The 20695-nt window shown below is 66.4% G+C and carries 23 protein-coding genes; 8 read left to right on the top strand and 15 right to left on the bottom strand.

All coding sequences use genetic code 11. The features are described from left to right. Positions 1 to 4: 4 nt before the first annotated feature. Entirely contained in the window at positions 5 to 1498 is a 1494-nt protein-coding gene (locus tag AC1RKI_RS00940; RefSeq protein WP_223505656.1) for an MdtA/MuxA family multidrug efflux RND transporter periplasmic adaptor subunit, read from the bottom strand. Positions 1499 to 1807: 309 nt separating this feature from the next. Here AC1RKI_RS00940 and AC1RKI_RS00935 point away from each other — a divergent pair, with 309 nt between their 5' ends. Next, complete coding sequence (locus AC1RKI_RS00935; protein ID WP_061960153.1) at positions 1808 to 2542, top strand: response regulator; 735 nt, start codon at positions 1808 to 1810, stop codon at positions 2540 to 2542. Continuing rightward, the gene (locus AC1RKI_RS00930; RefSeq protein WP_061960152.1) at positions 2539 to 3822 is read left to right on the top strand and encodes an ATP-binding protein; all 1284 of its coding nucleotides are present in this window, start codon (positions 2539 to 2541) and stop codon (positions 3820 to 3822) included. Before AC1RKI_RS00935 ends, AC1RKI_RS00930 begins: the two co-directional genes overlap by 4 nt. 87 nt (positions 3823 to 3909) lie before the next feature. Here the strand turns inward: AC1RKI_RS00930 and plsY are convergent, their stop codons facing one another. The 6 genes from plsY to AC1RKI_RS00900 form a co-directional block, all read right to left on the bottom strand. Beyond that, positions 3910 to 4518, bottom strand: coding sequence for a glycerol-3-phosphate 1-O-acyltransferase PlsY (gene plsY, locus AC1RKI_RS00925; RefSeq protein ID WP_492794187.1), 609 nt, complete (start codon positions 4516 to 4518; stop codon positions 3910 to 3912). Between the two features lie 90 nt (positions 4519 to 4608). Further along, entirely contained in the window at positions 4609 to 5100 is a 492-nt protein-coding gene (locus AC1RKI_RS00920; RefSeq protein ID WP_150982192.1) for an aminoacyl-tRNA deacylase, read from the bottom strand. A gap of 22 nt (positions 5101 to 5122) precedes the next feature. Beyond that, positions 5123 to 6031: a site-specific tyrosine recombinase XerD gene (gene xerD / locus AC1RKI_RS00915; RefSeq protein ID WP_492794189.1), complete on the bottom strand. Its 909-nt coding sequence runs from the start codon at positions 6029 to 6031 to the stop codon at positions 5123 to 5125. Continuing rightward, on the bottom strand, positions 6028 to 6513 hold the full coding sequence (locus AC1RKI_RS00910) for a methylated-DNA--[protein]-cysteine S-methyltransferase (protein WP_490713623.1): 486 nt from the start codon (positions 6511 to 6513) through the stop codon (positions 6028 to 6030). The genes xerD and AC1RKI_RS00910 overlap by 4 nt, the downstream gene beginning before the upstream one ends. Before the next feature lie 141 nt (positions 6514 to 6654). After that, positions 6655 to 7635, bottom strand: a complete 981-nt coding sequence (locus AC1RKI_RS00905; protein ID WP_061958295.1) for a tripartite tricarboxylate transporter substrate binding protein BugE — start codon at positions 7633 to 7635, stop codon at positions 6655 to 6657. A 103-nt stretch (positions 7636 to 7738) separates the two neighbouring features. Next, positions 7739 to 8356: a chalcone isomerase family protein gene (locus AC1RKI_RS00900; protein WP_150982191.1), complete on the bottom strand. Its 618-nt coding sequence runs from the start codon at positions 8354 to 8356 to the stop codon at positions 7739 to 7741. Positions 8357 to 8511: 155 nt separating this feature from the next. On the opposite strand from AC1RKI_RS00900, the gene AC1RKI_RS00895 reads away from it, so the two are divergent. Next, complete coding sequence (locus tag AC1RKI_RS00895) at positions 8512 to 9405, top strand: AEC family transporter (RefSeq protein WP_061958293.1); 894 nt, start codon at positions 8512 to 8514, stop codon at positions 9403 to 9405. Here AC1RKI_RS00895 and queG read toward each other — a convergent pair. Then, complete coding sequence (gene queG, locus AC1RKI_RS00890; RefSeq protein ID WP_341247854.1) at positions 9398 to 10489, bottom strand: tRNA epoxyqueuosine(34) reductase QueG; 1092 nt, start codon at positions 10487 to 10489, stop codon at positions 9398 to 9400. The two genes, AC1RKI_RS00895 and queG, sit on opposite strands and share 8 nt — an antisense overlap. A gap of 127 nt (positions 10490 to 10616) precedes the next feature. On the opposite strand from queG, the gene tsaE reads away from it, so the two are divergent. Together tsaE and AC1RKI_RS00880 are read left to right on the top strand one after the other, a co-directional pair. Further along, entirely contained in the window at positions 10617 to 11150 is a 534-nt protein-coding gene (gene tsaE / locus AC1RKI_RS00885) for a tRNA (adenosine(37)-N6)-threonylcarbamoyltransferase complex ATPase subunit type 1 TsaE (RefSeq protein ID WP_061958291.1), read from the top strand. After that, entirely contained in the window at positions 11144 to 12658 is a 1515-nt protein-coding gene (locus AC1RKI_RS00880) for an N-acetylmuramoyl-L-alanine amidase (protein WP_061958290.1), read from the top strand. Before tsaE ends, AC1RKI_RS00880 begins: the two co-directional genes overlap by 7 nt. Before the next feature lie 84 nt (positions 12659 to 12742). Here the strand turns inward: AC1RKI_RS00880 and AC1RKI_RS00875 are convergent, their stop codons facing one another. Continuing rightward, the gene (locus tag AC1RKI_RS00875) at positions 12743 to 13768 is read right to left on the bottom strand and encodes a bile acid:sodium symporter family protein (protein WP_150982188.1); all 1026 of its coding nucleotides are present in this window, start codon (positions 13766 to 13768) and stop codon (positions 12743 to 12745) included. 93 nt (positions 13769 to 13861) lie between these two features. Between AC1RKI_RS00875 and AC1RKI_RS00870 the strand changes: the two genes are divergently transcribed. After that, positions 13862 to 14767, top strand: coding sequence for a LysR family transcriptional regulator (locus AC1RKI_RS00870; protein WP_061958288.1), 906 nt, complete (start codon positions 13862 to 13864; stop codon positions 14765 to 14767). Here the strand turns inward: AC1RKI_RS00870 and AC1RKI_RS00865 are convergent, their stop codons facing one another. After that, positions 14768 to 15541, bottom strand: a complete 774-nt coding sequence (locus AC1RKI_RS00865; RefSeq protein WP_492794193.1) for a class I SAM-dependent methyltransferase — start codon at positions 15539 to 15541, stop codon at positions 14768 to 14770. A 123-nt stretch (positions 15542 to 15664) separates the two neighbouring features. Between AC1RKI_RS00865 and AC1RKI_RS00860 the strand changes: the two genes are divergently transcribed. Then, on the top strand, positions 15665 to 16474 hold the full coding sequence (locus tag AC1RKI_RS00860; protein WP_150982186.1) for a helix-turn-helix transcriptional regulator: 810 nt from the start codon (positions 15665 to 15667) through the stop codon (positions 16472 to 16474). A 3-nt stretch (positions 16475 to 16477) separates the two neighbouring features. On the opposite strand, the gene AC1RKI_RS00855 is transcribed toward AC1RKI_RS00860, so the two are convergent. After that, a complete protein-coding gene (locus tag AC1RKI_RS00855; RefSeq protein ID WP_341247856.1) occupies positions 16478 to 17236 on the bottom strand; it encodes a 3-hydroxyacyl-CoA dehydrogenase in 759 nt (252 codons plus the stop codon). 186 nt (positions 17237 to 17422) lie between these two features. After that, positions 17423 to 18088 carry an adenylate kinase gene (gene adk / locus AC1RKI_RS00850; protein ID WP_061958284.1) on the bottom strand — a complete coding sequence of 222 codons (666 nt, stop codon included), beginning with the start codon at positions 18086 to 18088 and terminating at the stop codon, positions 17423 to 17425. A 90-nt stretch (positions 18089 to 18178) separates the two neighbouring features. Here adk and AC1RKI_RS00845 point away from each other — a divergent pair, with 90 nt between their 5' ends. After that, positions 18179 to 18382 (top strand): hypothetical protein, encoded by a 204-nt coding sequence (locus AC1RKI_RS00845; protein WP_061958283.1) that lies wholly within the window; start codon positions 18179 to 18181, stop codon positions 18380 to 18382. Between the two features lie 87 nt (positions 18383 to 18469). Here the strand turns inward: AC1RKI_RS00845 and kdsB are convergent, their stop codons facing one another. From kdsB to lpxK, 3 genes are read right to left on the bottom strand one after another with little or no spacing between them, the layout of a single operon-like run. Next, the gene (gene kdsB / locus AC1RKI_RS00840; protein ID WP_061958282.1) at positions 18470 to 19279 is read right to left on the bottom strand and encodes a 3-deoxy-manno-octulosonate cytidylyltransferase; all 810 of its coding nucleotides are present in this window, start codon (positions 19277 to 19279) and stop codon (positions 18470 to 18472) included. A 26-nt stretch (positions 19280 to 19305) separates the two neighbouring features. Continuing rightward, positions 19306 to 19515 (bottom strand): Trm112 family protein, encoded by a 210-nt coding sequence (locus AC1RKI_RS00835; protein ID WP_061958281.1) that lies wholly within the window; start codon positions 19513 to 19515, stop codon positions 19306 to 19308. After that, a complete protein-coding gene (gene lpxK, locus AC1RKI_RS00830) occupies positions 19496 to 20617 on the bottom strand; it encodes a tetraacyldisaccharide 4'-kinase (protein WP_061958280.1) in 1122 nt (373 codons plus the stop codon). The genes AC1RKI_RS00835 and lpxK overlap by 20 nt, the downstream gene beginning before the upstream one ends. Positions 20618 to 20695: the final 78 nt, after the last annotated feature.

The raw sequence follows: 20695 nt of genomic DNA, 5'->3' as shown, positions 1-20695 counted from the left end.
CGCGTTACTGCTGCGGCCGCTGGCCGACGCTGGCGGCGGGATTTGCCGGCGTGTTGGTGGTCGGATTCGGATTGGTGTCCGCGTCGCGCAGGCGGCGGCGCTCGCCGCCCGCGGCGGATGCGTCGCTGGCAGCGCCATGCGCGCCGCTCGCGCCACCGTGTGCCGCGCCGTGCGCACCGCTCGCGCCATTGCGCCGTCCGCGCGCGCGCGCCGAGCTCGCTGGCGTCAGTTGCGCCGCCCGCGCGGCCGGGTCCACCGCTTCGACGACCATGCCTTCCTTGAGCCGGTCGGCGCCGTCGACCACCACACGCTGGCCCGGCTCCAGGCCCTTCAGCACGACGGTGCGGCTGCCATCGGTCGGTCCCAGTGTCACCACCTGCACCTTGACCGCGCTGTCGTCGCCGACCACATAGACGAAGGTGCCTTGCTGGCCGCGTTGGATCGCCGCCACCGGGATCACGGTGGCGTCTTCCATGGTGTCCACGCGCGTGCGTACATTGACGAACTGGTTCGGGAACAGCATGCCGTCGGTATTCTGGAAAATGGCCTTGAGCTTGACGGTGCCGGTGGTGGTGTCGATCTGGTTATCGGTGGTCAGCAGCGTGCCTTCGGCCAGTTGATTGCGCATCTGGCGATCCCACGCCTGCACCGACAGCTTTTCGCCCGCATTAAGCTTCCGGAGCACGGTCGGCAGGTTGTCCTCGGGGATCGTGTACAGCACGGTGATCGGCTGTATCTGCGTGATCAGCGCAATGCCATTGGTGTCGCCGGTGCTGACGATATTGCCCGGATCCACCTGGCGCAGGCCGATGCGGCCGGAGGTTGGCGCCACGATGCGCGTGTAGCTGAGCTGCAGCCGCGCGTTGTCGACGTTGCCCTGGTCGGTCTTGACCGTGCCTTCATACTGGCGCACCAGCGCGTCCTGGGTATCCACCTGTTGGCTTGAAATCGAATCCTGCGCCAGCAGCGTCCTGTAGCGTTTCTGGTCCAGCCGGGCGTTGGCCAGCAGCGCCTGGTCGCGCGCGAGCTGACCCACCGCCTGGTCGAGCGCGGCCTGGAACGGGCGCGGGTCGATTTCCGCCAGCACGTCGCCGGCCTTGACCATCTGGCCTTCCTTGAACAGCACCTTGATCAGCGGACCCGACACCTGCGCGCGCACAGTGACGTTGGCCACCGGCGTGACGTTGCCCAGGCCATTGAGCACCACATCCATGTTGCGTTTGCCGACCGTGTTGACCACCACCGGCGAGCGCGGCATGGCGTTCGGCCCACCGGGGCCGCCCCCTGCGCCCGGCCCGCGCCTGCCCGCCGCGCCGCTGGCGCCCGCGGGCGCGGCGACGGCGCCTTCCTGCGCGGCCTTGCGCTGGCTGTGCCAGTACCAGCCGGCGCCTGCCAGCACGACGATCACCGCGACGGCGATCCAGACACGGCGGCGCGAGCGGGCCGGGCCGCGCGGCGGATTGGGGGGAAGAGGCTGACCTTGTTCTGGGTGGGACATGACCGGAATCCTGGGAACGGCACGACGAAAAAGGAGCGCGTGCCAAACGGTATTCGCACAGCGACTTGTGACGGCGAAGTGGCAGCAGTATGCCGCATCGCGAGGGCAGGGCGACTCGCCGTCTGATGGGATGGCGCCCGGCAGGGCGCGTCATGGGATGAAGAATAATGTGCCGCCGCCATCCCACGTATTTCGCCCCTTCCCGCTTTTATTACAGCGGATTACGAGCGGCGCGGGTGTAACCTCCGGAAACAAAACGTCTGAGCCGATTTGCAATGTGCAGGCAGCGGCCTGACTATCATGGTGCCTATGCGAACGAATCAGCCTACCCAGATTCTCGTCGTCGATGACGATCCCGAACTGCGCGACCTCCTGCGCGAATACCTGACATCGCAGGGCTTTGCCGTGTCGGTGCTTCATGACGGCGACGGCCTGCAGGCCCGGCTCGAGCGTGAGCGGCCGGCGCTGATCGTGCTGGACCTGATGATGCCCAAGGTGGACGGCCTGACCGCGCTGCGCAACCTGCGGGCCAAGAACGACGACATCCCGGTGATCCTGCTGACCGCGCGCAGCGACGAGATCGACCGCATCGTCGGCCTGGAGATTGGCGCCGACGACTATCTCGGCAAGCCGTTCTCGCCGCGCGAGCTGCTGGCGCGCATCAACGCGGTGCTGCGCCGCAAGCTGGCACGTCCGGCTGCCGCGCCGGAGGACCGCGAATCGATGACCTTCGGGCCGTTCCGCGTCAATTTCCGCCAGCGCTCGCTCGATCGCAACGGCCAGGCCGTGTCGATCAGCGACACCGAGTTCGCCTTGCTCAAGCTGCTGCTGATGCATCCGCTCGAAGTGCTGTCGCGCGAGCGGATCGTCGAGCTGATGTACGGCACGGCGAACGGCATCAGCGATCGCGGCATCGACGTGCAGATCTGGCGCCTGCGCCGCCTGCTCGACGAGGACGCGCAGCGCCCGCGCTATATCCAGACCGTGCGCGGCCGTGGCTATACCTTTGTGCCGGACGAGGCCGAGGACAGTATTCCGCAATGAAGCTCCGGATCGACACCCTGTTCGGCCGCATGGCGCTGCTGATTGCCGCCGTGCTGGTGATCAGTCATTTCTCGTGGCTGGCGATCCTGCGCATGGACCGGCGCCAGCAGCAGATCGACTATTCCGTCGAACAGATGCTCTTCCAGCTGGACAGTATCGAACGGGCGCTTGACGCCCGGCCGCCCGTGCAACTGCCCAGCCTGGTGGAAGTGGCCGACAACGCCGAGGCGGACCAGCATGCGGCGGCGCCGCGTGCGGGGCGGCCGCGCCGGCTCGTCGAACAGTTCACGGGACGCTTGCCGCAGGGTTCCGAGGTCAGGCTCGAGGACGAAGCCTCCACGCCACGGCTGTGGATCAAGCTGCCCAATCGCAACCGGTGGATTGCGATGCCGATCCTGTTTGTGCACAACCCGCCGCCGGACAACCGGCTGATTCCGGGCGTGGTGCTGGTGGTGGGCGTGGCTATCGTGTTTGCGCTGTTCGTGGCATGGCAGCTCCAGCGGCCCGTGCGCGACATGGCCGAGGCGGCCGAAAAGCTCTCGCGCCAGCAAAGCGTGGCGCCGCTGCGCGAGCGCGGTCCGCATGAATTACGCCAGTTGATCGAGCGTTTCAATCGCATGGTGGCCGATCTGGTGCGCATCGACCAGGAGCGCAACACCATGCTGGCTGGCATCGCGCACGATCTCAAGACGCCGCTGGCGCGGCTGCGGCTGCGCGCCGAGATGCTGGCCGATCCGAAGGCCGCCGCCGGCGTTACGCGCGACGTCGATTCGATGTCTGCCATCGTCGAGCAATTCCTGACCTTTGCGCAGAGCAGCGAGCCGACCGCGCGGCCCGTGCCGGTGGACAAGCGCATCGTCGAACTCGCCGCATCGCTGCAGGAACAGGATCGGCAGGTGGTGTTGGAACTCGCCGCCGGCGAGGGCTTCCGCATGATCGCCACGCAGCTGGACCGCATCATCGGCAATCTCGTCGACAACGCCTACGCCTACGGCGCGCCGCCCGTGTACGTGGCAACGGCGCGCACGCAGGAAGGCTGGCGCCTGACGGTGGAGGACCAGGGCCCCGGTATTCCGGACGACGCCATCGAGCGCGTCACCATGCCGTTCGTGCGGCTGGATCCGGCGCGCGGCGGCAATGCGCATTCGGGGCTGGGGCTGGCCATCGTGGATCGGCTGGTCAGGCAGTCGGGCGGACGCCTGTCGATCGCCAATCGCACGGAAGGCGGCTTGCGCGTGGAGATGCTGTTTCCGTTTGCGGCCATCGCCCAGGCGGCCTGAGCAAAAGGCGCCGGGCCAGATTTATCGCGCCGAGCCATGCATCGATCGGCGCGCACCATGCAGGCTGGGGCAGGAAGGCTGTGGTCCTCAGGCCTTCTTCTTTTCGCCGATGCGGCTTTCCTTGCCTGCCAGCAGCTTGGCGATGTTGCCGCGATGACGCACGATCAGCAGCACGCTGATGACCAGAATCGCGCCCGCCACGATATCCACGCCTTCGATCAGCACGTAGAAGAACGGCGCGAAGATCGCCGACACCAGCGCGGCCAGCGACGAATAGCGGAAGAAGAACGCGATGATCAGCCATGTGGCCAGCGTACCGGCGCCGAGCACCGGATCGATGGCGAACAGGATGCCCGCGGCCGTGGCCACGCCCTTGCCCCCCGCGAAGCGGTGGTAGAGCGGAAACAGGTGTCCGAGGAACACCGCCAGCGCCACCATCGCGATGCCGGTTTCATCCACGCCGTACGCGGGCCCGAAATGCTTGGCCAGCACGACCGCCACGTAGCCCTTCAGGCCATCGCCGATCAGCGTCAGGATGGCGGCCTTCTTGTTGCCCGTGCGCAGCACGTTGGTGGCGCCGGGATTGCCGGAACCGTAGCTGTGGGGATCGGGCAGGCCCATGACCTTGCTGACCACGACGGCGAATGAGACCGATCCGATCAGATAGGCGATGACGGCAAAAATCAGGTTGACCATTATGTGGGGACAAGACAAGGGATTTCAGGCTGGCGCGATTGTAGCGCGCCGTCGCGTCCGGGGACTCCGTGATTTCCCGGTATCGACGCATCAGTCCGGCAGCGCGCATTCCACGGGCTTTGCGCCCAGCACGTCGGTCAGCACGGCCGGCGCGATGCTGACCAGATAGCCGCGGCGCCCGCCGTTGATGTACAGCGTGTCCAGCGCCAGCACAGATGCCTCGACATAGACCGGCAAGGTCTTGCGGGTGCCGAACGGCGACGTGCCGCCCACCATGTAGCCGCTGTGGCGCTGCGCCACTTCAGGCTTGCACGGCTGTACGCTCTTGCAGCCGATCTGGCGCGCCAGATTCTTGGTCGATACCGAGCAGTCGCCGTGCATCAGCACGATCAGCGGCCTGGCGGCTTCGTCCTCCATGACCAGCGTTTTCACCACCGCATGCTCGGGCACGCCAAGCTGGCGCGACGATTCCGCGGTGCCGCCGTGGTCGACGTAGTCATAGGGATGTTCGCCGAATGCCACGTTGTGCTTGCGCAGCCATTGGGTAGCGGGAGTCTCGGAAACGTGCTTGGTCTTGCTCATGATTCGTCGAAACCGCACGGCGTCAGCCGCGCGGATGGTGGTGCAGGTGCAGCTCGCGCAGGCGTTCGCGCGCCACGTGCGTGTAGATCTGCGTGGTGGAAATATCGGCGTGTCCCAGCAGCATCTGCACGACGCGCAAGTCGGCGCCGTGGTTCAGCAGATGCGTGGCAAACGCGTGGCGCAGCGTATGCGGGGACAACGGCGCATGCACGCCCGCCGCGCGCGCGTGTTTTTTGATCAGGTGCCAGAACGTCTGGCGCGTCATGCCTTCGCCGCGTTGCGTGACGAACAGTTCGTCGCACGCGCGGCCGGCCAGCAGCACCGGCCGGGCTTCGGCAAGGTAGCGCCGCAGCCAGTCGCCGGCCTGCACGCCAAACGGCACCAGCCGCTCCTTGTTGCCCTTGCCGCCCACCACGCGCGCCACGCCTTCGTTGAGGCCGATCTCGATCGTCTTCATGGTGGTCAGCTCCGACACGCGCAGCCCGCTCGCATACATCAACTCCAGCATCGTGCGGTCGCGCAGGCCCAGCGGCGTATCGGTGTCGGGCGCTTCGAGCAGCGCTTCCACCTGGCCTTCGGTGAGCGTCTTGGGAAAACGCGGCGGCTGCTTGGCGGGGCGCAGCAACAGGCATGGATCGGCCTCGATCAGATGCTCGCGCAGCGCCCAGTGGTAGAAGCGGCGGAATACCGCGAGGCGGCGATTGGCCGACGATGCGCGCGTCTGGCCGTGTCGCGCCGAGAAATATCCGGACAATGCCGCATCGTCGACGGTCAGCAGCGCGCATGTTTCGCTCTCGTGCAGCCAGCGCGCCAGCATCGCCAGATCGCGACGGTACGCGTCGATGGTATTGCGCGACAGGCCGTCTTCCAGCCAGAGCGCATCGCAGAACCGGTCGATCAGCGACAGGTCGTCGTCGAGCGTGGCCGTCATAGCAGCATCGCGCCTTCGTGGCGCAGCAGCCAGCGCTTGACGCCCAGATGAAAGCCTTCCTCGCCGTGATGCGCGAAGCCGCCCAGCCCGTTGGCCGCCACCACGCGATGGCATGGAATCACGATCGGAAACCAGTTCTGCCCGCAGGCCTGGCCCACGGCGCGCGGCATGCTCTGCAGCGTCTTGGCGATGGTCCCGTAGGTGGTCAGTCCGCCGCGCGGCACGGCGCTGATGGCGTGCCATACCTTGCGCTGGAAATCGGTGCCGCGCGTGGCCAGCGGCAGGTCGAAGCGGTAGTCGGGATCGTCGTAGTAGGCGGCCAGCTGTGCGGCCACGCGCTGCGCCAGGGCGCCGGACGGTGCGATCGCGGCAAAGCTGTCGGGCAGGTAGACGATCTCGTGGACAAGCGCGCCATCGTCATCGACACGAATGCCGACTTTGCCGAACGGTGCGGGCAGGATGGCATCGAAGGGACGTTGCATGGCAAAAGGCAAGGCGGAGGCGCCGGTTGATAGGGCAGGCATGAATTTTATGCCGATTTCGCGCGCCTGCCGCCGCCCACGAAAAAGGGCCACCGAAGTGGCCCTGAATTGGCGGCTGCCGGCTTGCCGGAGCCGTCCGGATTACTGTTCGAGCTTGATGTTCTGAACCTTCACCAGGGTCTTCATCTTGTCGAATTCCTTCTTGATCTCGGCGGCGTGCTGCGCCGGCGTGTTGCCGGACGGCTCGGCGCCGGCGGCGCGCAGCCGGTCGGCAAAGCCCTTGTCCTGCAGCGCCTTGACGACCGCGCCGTTGAGCTTGGCGATGACGTCGTCAGGCGTGCCGGCCGGCGCCACCAGACCATACCAGGCCGGATCGTTCGGCTCCTTCAGGCCCATTTCGCCGAAAGTCGGCACATCGGGCAGGCCGTCCACGCGCTTGTTCCACGCCACCACCAGCGCGCGCAGCTTGCCGGCCTTGATGTACGGCATCGACGACGGCAGGTTGTCGACCATGATCGGCACCTGGCCGGCCAGCACGTCGTTCAGCGCCGGGCCCGCGCCACGATACGGGATGTGGACCATGAAGGTCTTGGTCGATACCTTGAACTGTTCGCCCAGCATGTGGCCGAAGCCGCAGGTGCCCGACGAAGCGTACGAATACTTGCCCGGATTGGCCTTCAGCACGGCCAGGAATTCCTTGTAGTCCTTGGCCGGGAAGTTCGGGTTCACCGCGATCACGTTGGCCACGTTCGCCACGTTGGCGATGGGCTTGAAGTCCTTGATCGGATCGTAGGAGAGCTTCGGGTTGCAGGCCGGGTTCACGGCCATGGTCGACACCGTCGAGATGCCGATGGTGTAGCCGTCCGGGGGGGACTTGGCGATCGCGTCGGCACCGATCGAGCCGCCGCCGCCGGCGCGGTTTTCCACCACCACCGGCTGGCCCAGGATGCGGCTCATCTGGTCGGCCACGCCGCGGCCCACGATATCGGTGGTGCCGCCCGGCGCAAACGGAATGATCAGGCGGATCGGCTTGGTCGGATAGTTGCTTTGCGCGTGTGCGATCGAAGCCACCGACGCGGCGGCCGCGATGGCGATGGTCAGTGCGGTTTTGCCAGCTTGCATTTGAAGAGAGTCTCCCGTTCTAAAAGCCGGGCGGATCGCGCCCGGGGAGGTCATGAATCGCCGGCGTGCCGCGGGTTGCGGCGGTGCGCCGGCGTGCTTGAATTCAGCCGCCCAGCAAGCCGCGCTTCAGATCGCGGTCCACCGGGTGTTCACCGAGAAAAATGCGCAGTACGGCCTGGTAGAAATCTTCACCCGGAATGGTCTGCCCGCGCGGAATGCCGTTCAGAGTCACGGCGGTGCCGCCGTCGGGGGTGAAATCGAAATTGATGATGTCGCCGCGGTGCGCCGCGCCCATCTGCGTCATGGTCCGTTCCAACTGCGCCACGCGATCGGACAGCGAGCGCATTTGCAGCGCCGAATGGTTGTCGCGCAGGCCTTCGTTGAGCGCCTTGACGAACGTCGCCGAGTCCACCTCGCGCAGCGGACGGATCTGCAGGCGCTTCGGCCCCGGCGTACCCAGCACCACCGTGGCGTTGCGCGCGCGCTCGGGCAGGTACAGCGCCGCGGCGTAACCCTTGATCACGAAGACTTCGCGCAGGCCCGTGCCATTGAGCGGCAGATGCTTGCCGCCCAGCCGCGCCGCGTCGTCGAAGCGCACGCCTTCGATCTCCTTGGCCGATGCCGTGGGCAACAGCAGGCCGAACGCCAGCGTTGCGCACAGCGAGGCGGCAAGGCGGCGGGGAAATGCGGATCGGCGGGGCGTTGACGGCTCGGACTTCATGGTGCGACGGGCGGCGAGAAGCTGCCGGCAAGACGAAATTCAGCGTGCCATGCTGCAGGAAGTCTGAAAGAATACCCATCCGGATCTGCCCTAGGCTTCACTTTTGGCGAAGCCTGCCGTCGGCCCCGACGACAACCAGAAAAATATCTCGAGACATGTCTTCCGCCCTGTTGCTGGTGCCGGATTTCAGCCTGATTCTGATCGGCTGGCTGCTGGTGCGATACACCTCCTTCGATCGCGGTTTCTGGGGCGGCGTCGAGCGCCTGGTGTATTTCGTGCTATTCCCGGCGCTGCTGTTGCAATCTACCAACAGTGCCAAATTCGATTTTTCCTCCACGTCGGCGATGCTTGGTCTGGCGCTGGCGACCATGGCCTTCGGCATGGTGACCGGCTATCTGGTCAAGTACGTGCTGCGCCCGGATCCGATCGATTTCGCCTCGGGTTTGCAGACTGCATTCCGCTTCAATTCGTATATCGCGCTCGCGCTGGCTGCGCGCCTGGGCGGCAGCGAGGGGTTGGCGATGATGGCGCTGGTGGTGGGCGTGACCGTGCCGATCTGCAATATCGTCGCGGTGTGGGCGCTGGCCAAGCATGGCGAAGCGAAATTGCTGCGCGAACTGGCGCGCAATCCGCTGATCGTCGCCACGGCCATGGGCCTCGTCACCAACCTGCTCGGCCTCCATCCGCCCGAGGTGATCGCGATGACGTTGAGCCGTCTCGGCTCGGCGTCGACGGCGCTCGGGCTGATGACCGTCGGCGCCGGGCTGCAGCTGAGCGGCGCCACGGGCAGCGTGGGGCCGATGGCGTGGTGGACCGGCGTGAAGCTGCTGGCGATGCCGTGTTTTGCATGGATCGTCGGCCGTCATCTGCCGCTGACCACGCTGCAGTACCAGATCGCGGTGGTCTATGCGGCGTTGCCCACGGCTTCCAGCGCCTACATCCTGGCGGTGCGTATGGGTGGTAATGGGCCGATGGTAGCGGCGACGATTTCGGCGATGACGATCGCTGCCATCGTCACCACGCCGGTGTGGCTGTCGCTGGTCAGCTGACGGCGGCGCTTTCCTGGGCCAGCGCCCAGTCGATATGCTCGCGCACCAGCGGCGTGGCGTCGTTGCGCCGGGCGAGCAGGGCGGCCCGGATGCGCGCGGCCAGCGCCGCATTGTCGTGCGACGCCGCGCGCAGGCTGTTGCCCAGGCCCACCGCCAGGTTGCGCAGCCAGCGTTCATGGCCGATGCGCCGGATCGGGCTGCCTTCCAGCCGCTGATTGAATTCCGCCTCGCTCCAGCCGAACAGCTCGACCATGTCGGGCGAATCGAGGCCGTTGCGCACATCGAAATCGGGCAGCGTGGCGCGATGCGCAAACTTGTTCCACGGACACACCAGCTGGCAGTCGTCGCAGCCATAGACGCGATTGCCCATGGGGGCACGCAACGGCTCTGGGATCGCGCCCTTGTGCTCGATCGTCAGGTAAGAAATACAACGGCGCGCGTCCAGCCGATACGGTTCCAGGATCGCGCCGGTGGGGCAGATGTCGATGCAGCGGCGGCAGTTGCCGCAATGCGGCGCTTCCGGGGCATCGGCCGGCAACGGAATATCGACCAGGATTTCGCCGAGGAAGAACATCGATCCGCCATCGCGATCGAGCAGCAACGTGTGCTTGCCGCGCCAGCCCAGGCCGCCCTGGCTGGCCAGCGCCACTTCCATCACCGGCGCGGAGTCCGTGAACACGCGATAGCCGAACGTGCCGATCTCGGCTTCGATGCGCGCGGCCAGTTGCTGCAGCCGATTGCGCAAGACCTTGTGGTAGTCGCGGCCGCGCGCATAGAGCGAGATCGCTGCGGTGGCCGGATCTTCGAGCCGCGCCAGTTCGTGGCGGCGCCAGTCCTGCGGGCCCTGCGCGGGCAGATAGGGCATGCGCGCGACGATCGCGCGCACCGTGCCGGGCACCAGTTCGCCGGGCCGCGCGCGCTTTGTGCCGTGGTTGGCCATATAATCCATGTCGCCGTGGTAGCCCGCCTGCAACCACGCCAACAGGCCCGCCTCGGCGTGCCGCAGGTCGACATCGGCGATGCGTATCGCATCGAATCCCAGCTCGCAGCCCCAGGCGCGAATCGACGCCGTCAGCCGCGCCATGTCCTCCTCGCCTGCCTGCCAGGACGCATCAGGCGCCTGCGCGGCGGACTGCGGGGACGTCGCGGACACGGAAGACAACGGAGAGGGGGCGGGCGCTGCACGGTCGATCATCCCTGAATTGTACGCAATGCCTTTGCTCGAAGAACGCATCCTGCCGCTTCCCGATGAAGCCGCCACGCACCGGCTGGGCGCCGCACTGGCCCAGGCGGTGAGCCAGATGCCGCCGCGCACGGTGCATGTGCAACTGTCCGGCGACCTCGGCGCGGGCAAGACCACGCTGTCGCGCGCCGTGCTGCGCGCGCTCGGCCACGCCGGCAAGGTGCGCAGCCCCACCTACACGCTGTGCGAGCCCTATGCCGTGCAGCGCGCCGATGGCTCGGCGCTGACCGTTTACCACTTCGACCTGTACCGTTTTGCCGATCCCGAGGAGTGGATCGACGCCGGTTTTCGCGACTGCTTTGCCGAGCCCGCCTTCAATCTGGTGGAATGGCCCGAAAAAGCCGGTCGCCTGCTTGGGGAACCCGATTTGCACGTGTTGCTCCAATCGGACATTCGCGGGCCGCGAATCGTCGATAACGAGGCCGAAGCGGGCGCCGATCGCCGCATGGCAACATTGCGCGCCTATACTCCCACTGGACTTATCCTGCTGAACGCATGCTGATCAAGCGACTCGCCACCGACCGACCCGATGGACCCGACGGACTGCTGCAGGCCCGCCGCAAATGGATGGCGCAGGCCCTGAAGTTTGGCGCCGGGACGGTGGTGCTGTCCCTGGCCGGACCGCAGATCGCGTTCGGCGCCGGCATCGTGGCCGTGCGCGTCTGGCCCGCGGAAGACTACACGCGGGTGACGATCGAATCCGACGAGAAGCTCGTCGCCGTGCATCAGATGATCCGCAATCCGGACCGCCTGGTGGTCGATATCGACGGCCTGGACCTGTCGCCAACGCTGCGCGAACTTGTCGCCAAGATCACGCCGAACGATCCCTATATCCAGTCCGTGCGGGTTGGCCAGAACCGGCCGCGCGTGGTGCGGATGGTGTTCGATCTCAAGGAAGACGTGTCGCCGCAGGTGTTCACGCTGCTGCCGATCGGCGACTACCGCAACCGTCTGGTATTCGACCTGTATCCGGTCAATCCGCCCGACCCGCTCTGGAAGCTGGTGCGCGACACCGAAGACAAGCAGCGCCGTTTCGCCGCGACCACGCCGCCGCCGGGCAACGATGCGGTGGCGGGCGCAGCGGCCGGAGCCGAGGAAGACGCGATCGGCGCCATCGTGCGCAAGTTCGAGGATCGCGGCCAGCTGCCGCCGGCCACCACCGCGCCGCCGCCGGCTGTGGCGGCCGTGAAGCCGAAGCCGTCCACGCCGTCCGCGTCCGACAAATCCACCGTTGCACCGCCGCCCATTGCGCCGCCGATCGCCCAGACCAACGTGCCGCCGCCGAGCCAGTTCAAGATGCGCCGGCTGCTGACCGTGGCCATCGACCCGGGCCATGGCGGCGAGGATCCCGGCGCAATCGGCGCGGCGGGCTCGCGCGAAAAGGATGTGGTGCTGCAGATCGCCTCGCGGCTGCGCGCCAAGATCGATGCGCAGCCCAACATGCGCGCGATGATGACGCGCGATTCGGATTTTTTCGTGCCGTTGAACGTGCGCGTGCAGAAGGCGCGCCGCGTGCAGGCCGACCTGTTCGTGTCGATCCACGCCGACGCCTTTGTGTCGCCGGAGGCCAAGGGCGCATCGGTGTTTGCGCTGTCCGAGCGCGGCGCCTCCAGTTCGGCCGCGCGCTGGCTGGCCAACAAGGAAAACAACGCCGACCTGATCGGCGGCACCAATATGGGCAACAAGGACGCTCAGGTGTCGCGCGTGCTGCTCGATCTTTCCACCACGGCGCAGATCAACGACAGCATGCAGGTCGGCAAGGCCGTGCTGTCGGAAATCGGCGGCATCAACCGGCTGCACAAGGGCAGCGTCGAACAGGCCGGCTTTGCGGTGCTCAAGGCGCCGGATATTCCGTCGATCCTGATCGAGACCGCGTTCATCAGCAACCCCGAGGAAGAACGCAAGCTCAACGACGACGCGCACCAGGAGCAATTGGCCAACGCCATCCTGCGCGGCATTCGCGCCTATTTCGCGAAGAATCCGCCGCTGTCGAAAAACCCGTCGGTGTGAGCGGGGATACGCCGCAATCCGCGGCAATCGGTGGCAACAAAAAACGGCGCCGAGGCGCCGTTTTTCATGTGCGGGCGGGCGATGTCACGCGCGCACCGCGTTGCGTTCTTCCTTGACGTCGTCGCGATTAGCGTAGCGCGCGGCAATCACCGAGCAGACGATCAACTGCAACTGGTGATAGACCATCAGCGGCAGCACCAGCAGGCCCAGCGCCGGATGTCCGGCAAACAGGATCTTGGCCATCGGGATGCCGTTTGCCAGGCTTTTCTTCGAACCGCAGAACACGGCCGTGATTTCGTCCTCGACCGAAAACCCGAGGCGTCGCGCCGTAAAGGTGGTGGTGCCCAGGATCACGAACAGCAGCACGGCGGCGATGCCCATCACGGCGCCAATGGTCTGCCAGTGGTACTGGTGCCACAGTCCGGCGGCGGTGGCATCGCAGAACGACGAGTAGACGATCAGCACGATCACGCCGCGGTCGATCTTGTTGGTGATCTGCTTTTTCTTGGCCAGCCAGTTGCCGATCAGCGGACGCGCGGCCTGCCCGAGCGCGAACGGCAACAGCAGTTGCAGCGCCACGCCCATCAGTGCGCGGCCCAGCGGCATCGATGCGCCGCTGGCGCTGATCACCAGGCCCATCAGCAACGGCGTCAGCGCCATGCCGATCAGGCCAGAGATCGTCGCGTTGAAAATGGCGCCCGGGACATTGCCGCGTGCCATCGACGTCATGGCCACGGAGGACGAAACGGTCGACGGCAAAGCGCACAGGTAGAACACTCCCAGCAGCAATTCGGGCGGCAGCGTGTTGCGCAGCGACAGCATCAGCAGCGCGCCGACGATCGGAAACACGATATACGTGAAGCTCTGCACGAACACATGCAGTCGCCAGTGCTTTGCGCCGGCCACCAGTTTGTCGCGCGACAATGCCGCGCCGTGCAGGAAGAACACCAGCGCGACACCGAGATTGGTGACGATGCCAAGGTGCAGCGGGCCGTCGCCGGTGCCGATTTGCGGGGCGATCAGCGCGATGCCGATGGCGGTCAACATGATCAGGACGAATCCGTCGATCAGGTCATAGATTTTCTTGAAGGGAGCGAGGATGGCGGACATCGGGATAGTGCGTAAGGGTTTCCGCTTGGTATTGGACGCCTGTCTTGTCTAGAATGCAAATTCATTTATTTCATTCATTCATTTGACCGTTGCATGAATTACACATTGCGGCAGTTGCGGGTGTTTCTGGCGGTGGCGGCGCATGGCAGCTTCAGCCGCGCGGCGGACGCCGTGGGCCTGACCCAGCCCGCCGTCAGCCGCGGCGTGGCGGAGCTTGAGGAAGCACTTGGCGTGCGCCTGCTGGATCGCACCACGCGCGAGGTGGTGCTGACCGATGCGGGAACGGCATTGGTGCCGGCGTTGGAGCGCCTGTTGGGGCAGTTGGACGACACGCTTGAGGAAACGCGCCAGCTTGGCGAGCGTTATCGCGGCCGTGTCGTGATCGCCAGCGCGCCGACGATTTCCGCGCGCCTGATGCCAATGTACGTCGCGGCCTGCGCGAGCCAGTATCCCGAGATCCGACTGTATGTGCGCGACAACGTCCAGGCCGACGGCCTGGAGCAGATCCGCGCTGGCGCCGTGGACTTTGGGGTGCTGATCGACCCGCTGGCGCGAGAAGGGCTGACCATCGCGCCGCTGGCCACCGACCCGTTCTGTTTCGTCTGCCGCCGCGACCATCCGCTGGCGAATGCCGATTCGGTGCCGTGGCGTGCGCTGCACGGCGAACGGCTGGTCCTGCTCGACTTCGCGTCCGGCAGCCGGCCGCTGATCGACCGGATTCTGGCGCGGCACGGCGTGGCGCCCCAGGTCGTGCAGGAACTAGGGCATTCGGCCAGCGTGTTCGGCATGGTGGAAGCGGGCATCGGCGCGTCGGTGCTGCCGTCGTTCTCGCTGCCGTTGCCCGAGGCGTCGCCGCTGGTATCCCGGCCGCTCACGCCGCGCGAAGAGCGCAGCATCGTCATGGTCCGGCGCGAAGACCGGTCGCTGTCGCCAGCCGCCGCTGCGGTCTGGCACATGGTCCAGACCATGCCGATTCCGTCCGAGGCCGTCGCCGTCTGACTACAGCGCGCGTGGCACGGCGGTGATCATCGCCGCTTCGAGCGCAAAGCTGCCATCTGGCTGCACGCGATAGCGGTCACGCACTTCGGCGGGCGCCTTCTGCCACAGGTGCAGGATGGCCGCTTGCGCAACCTCCGGCGTGCGCATGCGCGCTACCCAGCTGTCGAATTCGATGTCGATGCGCCAGACCGGCGACACATCGACACTGAATCCCGCCGTCTCGCACATCTGCGCCCATGCCGTCGGGGTGTAGTCGCGGATGTGCGACGGATCGCGCAAAAGTTCCACCGATTGAAGCCAGGTGTCGCAAAGCGGATCTTCGGCGCCGACGATGTCGATCAGCACGATCTTGCCGTTCGGCTTGAGCACGCGGCGGATCTCGCGCAGCGCGGCCGGAACATCGCGCCAATGATGCGCGCTCATCCGCGACACCACGGCGCAGAAGCTGGCGTCGGCGAACGGCAGCACTTCGGCTGCGCCCTGTTGCGTTTTGATATGGCTCAGGCCGCGATCGCGCGCCGCGTGGGCCACCACATCGAGCATTTCCGCCGACAGGTCGTACGCCACCACTTCGCTGGCCATTGCCGCCGCGGCGAAGCTGGCGTGCCCCGCGCCGCAGCCCAGGTCGAGCACGCGGCTGTGCGGCACCGGTTTGAGGTGCGCCAGTGCCAGCTTGAGTTGTTCCAGATCGGCGCCTTGCGCATGCACGGTGCTGGTGAGGTAGGCGTTGGCGGTGGCGCCGAATTGGGCGGCGACGAGTTCTTGTTGTTGCATGAGGGGTGCCTCGTTCTTGTGCAGGTGAAAAAAGGTTGTCCGGCCCCGGGGGTTCACGTACTGTAGACGCCGTGTTTTCCCGGTACAAGTCACACTTTTATCCTGGTATAAGAGTCACCAGCCATGCCTGTAGAACCGGTGGGTCCCTCTTCGCGAGAAGCCGAACTTGGCGCATTTCTACGCAGTCACCGCGAGCGCCTGACGCCGGCCGATGTCGGCCTGCCACCGGGCAGACGTCGCCGCACGCCCGGCCTGCGGCGCGAGGAAGTGGCGCAGTTGTCCGGACTCAGTGCCACCTGGGTGACTTGGCTGGAGCAGGGCAGGCCGGTGGCAATGTCGGCGCGCGCGCTGACAAGCCTGGCGCTGGCGCTGCGACTGTCGCGCGCCGAGCGCGCCTATCTGTTCGCGCTGGCAGGCAAGCCCGAACCGCGGCAGGACGCCGAGCCCGCGGTCCCGGCGGCGCTGCTGGCCAGCGTGCAGGCGATTGCCGCGCCAGCGTATTTGCTCGATCGGCAATGGACGGCGCTGGCCTGGAATGCCGCCGCGGCGTCGCTGTTCGTGGGCTGGCTCGATCCAGATAGCGAGGAGCGCAATCTGTTGCGTGCGATGTTCCTGTCGCCGCCGCTGCAGGCGCTGGTGGAAGACTGGCCGCATCGCGCCGCGCGGCTGGTGGCCGAATTTCGCGTCCATAGCCTGCGCCACGCCGAGGATCCGCCCACGCGCGCGCTGATCGATCGGCTGCTCGAGGACAGCCCGGCTTTTGCCCAGGCATGGCGCTCGCAGGATGTGGAAGAGCGGCAGGGCGGCCGCCGCGGCTTCCATCACCCGGCGCGCGGGTTGGTCTACTACGAGCAGTTGTCGCTGGTGCCGCCGGCGTCGCCGGGCCTGATGCTGGCGATGCTGTTGCCGGCGGAGACCATTGCGGGGACGTAGCGCTTACTTCGGCTGCATCCGGATCGCGCCGTCAAGGCGGATCACTTCGCCGTTCATCATCGGGTTGCCGATAATGGCCTGCACCAACCTCGCATATTCGGCCGGTCGCCCAAGCCGCGGCGGGAACGGCACCATCTTGCCCAGTGCGTCCTGCACTTCCTGCGGCATCCCCAGCAGCATCGGCGTTTCGAACAGTCCTGGCGCGATCGTCATGCAACGCACGCCATCGCGGGACAAATCGCGTGCAATGGCCAGCGTCATGCTGACCACGCCGCCCTTGGACGCGGCATACGCGGCCTGGCCGATCTGGCCGTCGAACGCTGCCACCGATGCGGTATTGATGACGACGCCGCGCTCGCCCTCGGCGTCGGGCGTGTTCTGCACCATGGCCGCCGCCGCCAGCCGGATCATATTGAAGGTGCCGATAAGGTTCACGCGGATCGTCTTTTCGAATGCATCGAGCGGATGCGGGCCGTTCTTGCCCACGGTCTTCGACGCCACGGCGATTCCCGCGCAATTGACCAGCCCGGACAGACGGCCCAGCTTCAGCGCGGCGTCGACCGCGGCCTGGCCGTCGGATTCGGACGCGACATCGCATTTCACGAATTGCCCGCCCAGTTTGCTGGCCAGCGCCGTGCCGGCCGCTTCGTTGAGATCGGCGATCACGACCTTGCCGCCGGCGTCGGCCAGCATTTGGGCGGTGCCCGCCCCCAGACCCGACGCTCCGCCGGTGACGATGAAAACGTTCCCCTGGATGTCCATCCGCTTGTCTCCTTGTTGTGAGTGCCGTTTACGTTAACGTAAATCGGTGCGCAAGGAAACGGGAACGATGAAGGGTTTGCCACCGGGCCTGCGGGCGGCCCCGGCGTTTCCCCCAAACGGGTGTCGCAAACAAAAACGGCCTGGGAAAACCCAGGCCGTTTCGGTGTCGGATGCGGATCGTGCGACTTACTTCAGCGCATCGAATACGCTGGCCGTGATCTTGTCGACATCGCCGACGCCCGAAATCTTGCGGTATTTCGGCGGTGCGACGCTGGCCGAGGCGTCGCCCTTGGCGGCCCAGTCGGAGTAGTAGTCGACCAGCGGACGGGTTTGCTGCGAATAGACCTCGAGGCGCTTGCGCACGGTCTCTTCCTTGTCGTCGTCGCGCTGAATCAGGGGTTCGCCAGTCTCGTCGTCGACATCGGGCGTCTTCGGCGGATTGAACTTGACGTGATAGGTGCGGCCGGATGCCACGTGCACGCGGCGTCCGCTCATGCGCTCGATGATCGCGTCGAACGGCACGTCGATTTCCAGCACGTAGTCGATGGCCACGCCGGCTTCCTTCATGGCCTCGGCCTGCGGGATCGTGCGCGGGAAACCGTCGAAAAGATAGCCTTTGGCGCAGTCGGGCTGCTTAAGACGGTCTTTCACGAGGCCGATAATGATGTCATCGGACACCAGACCGCCTGCGTCCATCACCTTCTTGGCTTCGATGCCCAGCGGCGTGCCGGCCTTGACCGCGGCGCGCAGCATGTCGCCCGTGGAAATTTGCGGAATGCCGAACTTCTCGCAGATGAACTTGGCTTGCGTGCCTTTGCCGGCGCCAGGCGCGCCCAACAGGATCAAACGCATTTACGGGTCCTCAAGGTATTTGAATTCGGTCTGGCGGGAGGTATCGACGGAGGGTAACGCCGCAACTTGACGCAGGACTTACGCGTCGTCATGCCGGACGTGAAGGTCAAGGCATATGGCGCGGTCCACGCATGCACGGCGCCCGAAGCGCTGCGGCGACTGGCCGGTCGTGTCGACGACGGCAGCGGCGCGCATCCGGGCTGGCTCGATCTCTATCTCCCCACCGAGCCTTTGCCGACGCGCGCGGCGCGCCAGCGGGCTCTGTATCGGCAGGCATTATGCCATGGCGCATAACGATTCGGCCTGCACTGAAGTTGCAGCAGTATGAACTTCAACGGACAACTGCGGTCTATGCGGCCGCCAGCCACGCCCGTGGCAGCCTCAGGGGCCGTCCTGCGCCATGCCTTGCGCCCACAGTGCGCGCACCCGTTCCAGGTCCGCCGCGGTATCGACGCCCGGTGCCGGCGCGGCATCGGTGACCATCACGCCGATGCGCTCGCCGTGCCACATCGCGCGTAACTGTTCCAGCGCTTCGGTTTGTTCGAGCGGCGCGGCGGCCAGCGTGGGAAAGCGGCGCAAAAATCCAGCGCGATACGCATAGATACCGATATGACGCAGCACCGGCATGTCCGGCAGCGGCACCTGCGCCGAAGCGGCGGGTTGCTGCGGCACGGCGGCCCAGGCGTCGCGCGCCCAGGGGATCGGCGCGCGAGAAAAATACAGCGCGCGCCCCGCGTTGTCGCACACCACCTTCACCACGTTCGGATTGAACACGTCGGTCACGTCATGCAGCGGATGGGCGGCCGTGGCCATGGCGCAGTCCGGATGGGCAGCCAGATACAACGCGACTTCGTCGATCAGGGTCGGGTCGATCAGCGGTTCATCGCCCTGCACATTGACCACGATGGCGTCGTCGGCAAGCTGCAGTTGCGCGGCGACTTCGGCCAGGCGGTCGGTGCCGGAGGCGTGGTCGGCGCGCGTGAGCGTAGCCTGCACGCCGTGCGCGGCGCAGGCCGCCGCCACTTCGGGCGCGTCCGTGGCGACCACGGTGCGCTGGGCCGACGACGCATGCGCGCGTTCGGCCACGCGCACGATCATCGGATGGCCGCCGATATCGGCCAGCGGCTTATTGGGCAAGCGGGACGATGCCAGCCGGGCCGGTATCACCACCGTGAATGCGGGAATGCTCATGGGCGTCGACAGGGAAGGACGGCGGATCAGTTGCCGGCCGGGCCGGCCGGTTCCACGGGCACCACGCGCCCCGGCACGGTCTGGCGCGCTTCATCGGCCAGCATGACGGGGATGCCGTCGCGGATCGGGTATGCGAGTTTGTCCGCGTGGCAGATCAGTTCCTGAGCGGCGCGGTCGTATTCCAGCTTGGCCTTGCACAGCGGGCAGACGAGGATTTCAAGCAGCCGGTTGTCCATCCTGGTGTTCCTTGTCGAGACCGTTCGTCGCGCCCGTGGCGGTGGTATGCCCGGTGGTAACGGGAGTGGCGACGGACGGGTTGCGCGCCATCACGGCGCGGCGGATTTTGTCGATCAAGCCCGCATCGATCACGGGCGTGGTGGGAACGACCCAGATCCTGGGGTCGTCGAAGCGCTCGCATTTTACGGCATCCTTCTCGGTGATCAGGATCACGTCGGCATCGAGCGCGCTGTCGTTGCCCGCAAACGGGTCGTCGGCAAAGTCGTAATGGTCGGGCAACGGCATGGTGGCGGTCGGCGACAGTCCCGCGCGCCGCAGGCTGGCGAAGAAGCGTTCCGGATTGCCGATGCCGGCGGCAGCCAGCACGCGTTTGTCGGCAAACTGCGAGACCGGGCGCGCCATGGTCGGATCGATCAGTTGCCACGCCTGCTCCAATTCCAGGCGCATGCCGTAAACATCGGGTTTGTCGGGCGTCGCCTTGAAGTTGGGGTCGTTGATCAGCGTGGCGTCGCGCGGACGGCTCAACGGTTCGCGCAGCGGGCCGGCCGGCAGCAGCAGCCCGTTGCCGCCCATGCGCGCATCGAACATCACGATCTCGAAGTCGCGCTGCAACCGGTAGTGCTGCAGGCCGTCGTCGAGCAACAGCACGTTCACGCCGGGGTGCGAGACCAGCATCGTCTGCGCGCATAACGCGCGATCGGGGAACACCCAGACCGGCACATCGGCAGCGCGTGCAATCAGCAGCGGTTCGTCGCCGACATCGCTCGCCTTCGAGGTGGGCTTGACGCGGCGCGGGTGCCGCAGCTTCACGCCATAGCCTCGCGACACCACGCCGGGCCGCAGGCCCGCCTCGCTCAGCGCCTGCGCCAGCGCGATCACGGCCGGCGTCTTGCCGGTGCCGCCCACCGTGACATTGCCCACCACGATCACGGGCATCGGTAGCCGCGTGGACTTGAACCAGCCGCGCTGGTAGGCGATGCGGCGCGTGCGCGCGATGAGCCCGAACAGCAGCGACAGCGGCCACATCAGCCAGGCAAACCAGCCGCGGCGTTGCCACTGGGCGGTGACGAAGTCGGCAATTCCGTGTCGGGGAGCGGGCATGGGCAGCGGTGAAAAGGGGCGGAGCGGACGCCCCCGTCGCCGGGACGTCCACTGAATGCAGACATTATGGGCATCGCG

It is taken from the genome of Cupriavidus sp. GW822-FHT06G04 (assembly GCF_058799075.1).
This window is presented reverse-complemented; position numbering and strand designations above follow the sequence as displayed.